Raw genomic sequence first — 3865 nt, forward strand, 5'->3', positions numbered from 1 at the left:
CCGTCCACCACCACGACCAAGAAGCCGACGTCCGCACCCAAGACCACCACGGCCGCCCCGGCCACCGACCCGAGTGTCCCGTGCACGATCACCGAGGGCGCCTGCGTGGACATCTCGGCGAAGAAGGCCTGGCTGCTGGCCGGCGGCAAGGTGGTGTACGGGCCGGTGCCCGTCACCACCGGGCGCCCGGGCTACCCGACGCCGACCGGGAAGTTCCAAGTGATCTCCAAGGAGAAGATGCACTACAGCACGGAGTTCAACAACGCTCCGATGCCGAACTCGGTCTTCTTCGTCCCCGGCGACGCCTTCCACACCGGCAGCCTGTCCACGCCGTCGCACGGTTGCGTTCACCTGTCCAGCGCCGCTTCGCTGAAGTTCTTCAACACCCTTTCCGTCGGCGATCCGGTTCAGGTCGTTCCGTGAGCGGGCCGCAGCTCGGCGCGCAGCTCGGCGAGTAACTCGCCGCGACTCGTCGCGCCGAGCCGCTGGCGCATCCGCGCCATGTGGTGTTCGACCGTCTTCGCGGAAATGAACAGCCGATCGCCGATCTGCTTGTAGGTCAGACCTGCCAGCACGAGCTCGGCGACCTGCCGCTCCCGGTCGCTGAGCCGCACCGGGCCGGGCGCGGTCGAAGGCTCTCGCCCCTGCAGCACGCGGGCGCAGTCGAGCAACACGACCATGGCCTTGCGATCGGACGTCCTGATCGCCGCCTGACCGGCGAGCCGGGCGCCGTCCCAGCACAGGCCGACCGCGTGGAGTCCTCGGGCCGCCGACTCCACGGCCTCCGGGTCGACATCCCCGCCGAGCACCTTCAGCCAGCACTCGGCGGCCTTGGCCAGCGCAGCGAAGTACGGCCCGGTCCCGGCCGCCGCGGTGAGCGCTCCGGCGTGCTCGGCGGCTTCGGCGGGTTGCTCGTCGAGGATGGCCGCGTGCAACCCGCTCCAGTGCAGGGCGCTGGCCCACAGCGGCGGGTCGCCGAGTGCGGCCAGCAACTGCCGGGCCTGACGCAGGTGCGGAGCGAGCCGGTCGCGTTCACCGAGTCTGGCCGCGGCCACCTCGAACTCGCCGAACGGCAGGAACGTGAACAGGTCGACCGGATGCCGGACGACCACCTCCCTGGCCTGGGTCCAGATCCGGCGCAGGGCGGCGAGGTCGCTCGCGCGCCTGGCCAGTCCCACCCGGAGCCCGACCGAGAACAGCCAATCCCGCGGCGAGAGATCGTCTCCCGCCTCCCGTAGCCGCGCTTCCGCGGTTTCTTCGTCGCCCCGCAGCATCGCGATCCAGGCGAGCAGCAGCCGGTGCCGCGCGGCGAGCGAACCCGCCTCGATCGCGCGGTCCAGCAGTGGTTCGGCTATTGCCGCCTCTCCGCTGTGCAACGCGACCAGTGCGCCGAGAGCGGCCGGGCTGTCCGGCAGTAGCACCCCGGACGACACCGGGGCCAGCGTTTCCGCCGCATGGACCAAAGTGGACAGTGCCACCGCGGGCTGCCCCGACACCGATTCGAGGATTCCTCGTCCGGTCGCCGAGACGGCGCTCGACAGCAAGGTCGGTGGACCGTCCACAGTGCACTTTTCCGCGATCCGCCCGGCCTCGGCGAGCCGCCCGGTGCCCACCAGTCCGATCAGGGCGAAGCAGCGCGAATTACCGGAGCCGGACCACTGGAACAGCTCCGCGCTGCGGGCGAGCTGGCCCCGCAACGCGAGCACCGCACCGGCCACGCGGGCGGCTTCGGCCCGATCCGGCGCGTGCTCGGTGGACAGCACCTGGTCGGCGAGTCGGAGCGACGAGTCGAAGTCCCCGGCGCGGGCCAGCGCCTCCGCCCAGCGGGCGGTGACCGGACGTCCGGCCCGCACCGCCGCTTCGTGCAGCTTCGCCGCCAGCGCGGGGTCCGCACCCGCTTCCCCGGCCGCGCTCTCGAACGCCTTCGCCATCACCGCACCGGTGAGCCCGGTCTCGGCCAGGGGAAGCACCAGCCGCAGCAGAGGCCCGCCCCGTTCGAGCTGTTGCTCCACCAACCGGCGTCGCACGGCGATCTGCCGATCCCGCGGAATCAGTTCCCGCAGTGCCCGGGCGGCGATCGGCAGCAGGGTGCCGTCGGCGGCGAGGAGCCCGGTCGCGTGCGCGGCCTCGGCGGCCCCTCCGGCCAGATCCGGCCCCGCACCGGCCTCGGCCGCGAGCAGGAAGCACAACACCTCCGCGCCGGCCTGGTCCAGTTCGTGGCACAGTGCGGCCAGATCGGCCACGGCGCGCACGAGCCCGGGGACACCGCCGGTCTGCGTCAACACGGCTTCGGCGGGCAGACCGCTTCCGGTCGCCCGTAGGTAGGCCTCGGTCCGCGCGAGGTCGAACGGGCGCAGCACGATCTGGCCGCGCAACCGGCCGAGGACCTGGTTCAGTGCGGCGGGCCGAGGATGGGGCCGGGCGGCGATGACCAGCCCGGCCTGCTCGTCGTCGAGGTAGCGCACCAGTTCGGCCAAGTCGGCTTCGCCGAGCAGGTGCGCGTCGTCGACCAGCCGCACTCCGGAAGCGGGGGCGAGATGTTCGAGCACCGCCGTCTTGCCGTAACCGCCCGGCGCAACGACGGCGAGCCGGACCGGACGGAGCTCGCCGGACAGGATGGCCGCGCAGACGCGTTCGGTGGGCTCGTCCAGCAGGATCACTCGTCGTCCTCGTCTCGGGAACCGCTTCGACGGCCCGGCGCGAACCGGCGCCGGGGTGGTTCGAGCGGCGTCAGTTCGATCGGTGGTCTCGGCGGCACGGGTTCGGCATCGTAGACCTCGTCCGGCATCGGGGCCGGTTCGGCGCTCACCCGGGGCACCAGCATGGTCGATTCCGGGGGCGCCTCCGCGGGCGGCCTCGCGGTGAGGGCGGCTCCCCGGCAGGCGGCGGTGGCCGGGTCGGGATCGACCACCACCCGACAGTCCACCAGTTTTCGCGTAAGCGCTTCCACCAGCGGAATCCGCGCGCTGCCACCCACCAGTAGCACCGAGGACAGCCCCTCGTACCGGCGAAGCGGGGCCAGCGTGTGCATCAGCAGTGGCCGGATCAGCCGCTCGAACTCGCTCCGGGTGAACCGGCCGCCGAGGTCGATTTCCGTCTCGGTCGACAGCATTTCCCTGGCCTCGTGGCAGGCGAATCTCAGCTCCCCGAGCTCGCCACCGAACCGGGACAGCACATGCTCGGTGAGTGCGTCGTCCAGTGCTGGCGCGCTCTGCTCGTGGTGGCTGACCACCTCGAAGGCTCGTGAAGCCCGCCGCAGCGCCGCGGTGTCGACGTATTCGCCGCCCAGACGGCAGACCGCGAGCACCGATCCCGGCTCGACGCGCTCCCGCACCAGGTGGTTCTCCGCGGCGGCGACCGGTGTGGGCAGGAGGAGCGCCCCCGGAAGGCCCGCTTCCTGCAGGGCTTCGTGCAGCAATCGACGCCGGTACGCGCCCCAGCCCGGGGGGTGGGTGACGGCGATGCGTTCGGCGTCCCCGCCCTCGGCGTCGGCGATCTGGTCGGCCACCCAGCCCGCGACCACGGCCGTGAGCGACTCGGCGCGATACAACTCGTCGCCGAGCAGGAACGGCACGTCGTCGCCGACCCGGCGCAGAAAGCCGCGGGCCGCGCGCTCGGGTTCCACCGCGGCACGGCGCCGGGCCTCGGCTCCTACCTGCACCGTCGTGTCGTGCGCCACGTGCAGGACGGATTCGAGGGAGCGGGTCACCACCTCGGGTTCACCCCAGAACTCCCCGGCCCGACGGCACACCGCGGCCTTGATGCGGGTGGTGCCGATGTCGATGCCAAGGACGTAACGCATTCGGGTGCCGCCTCCTAGGGTTCGCCTCTTCGTACCAAAGGCACCCCCTGGGGACTCATCCCC

General features: G+C 72.2%; 3 protein-coding genes. 1 reads left to right on the plus strand and 2 read right to left on the minus strand.

The features are described from left to right. Positions 1–423 (plus strand): L,D-transpeptidase (locus tag FNH05_RS34100; protein WP_246128112.1); only part of this gene is annotated, 423 nt, incomplete at its 5' end. Here FNH05_RS34100 and FNH05_RS34105 read toward each other — a convergent pair. Beyond that, a complete protein-coding gene (locus FNH05_RS34105; RefSeq protein WP_144592972.1) occupies positions 408–2660 on the minus strand; it encodes a helix-turn-helix domain-containing protein in 2253 nt (750 codons plus the stop codon). The two genes, FNH05_RS34100 and FNH05_RS34105, sit on opposite strands and share 16 nt — an antisense overlap. Beyond that, positions 2657–3802, minus strand: a complete 1146-nt coding sequence (locus tag FNH05_RS34110) for an Hsp70 family protein (protein ID WP_144592973.1) — start codon at positions 3800–3802, stop codon at positions 2657–2659. Before FNH05_RS34110 ends, FNH05_RS34105 begins: the two co-directional genes overlap by 4 nt. Between the last annotated feature and the right edge of the window lie 63 nt (positions 3803–3865).

The organism is Amycolatopsis rhizosphaerae, assembly GCF_007713715.1.
GTDB classification, from domain to species: Bacteria; Actinomycetota; Actinomycetes; order Mycobacteriales; family Pseudonocardiaceae; genus Amycolatopsis_E; species Amycolatopsis_E rhizosphaerae.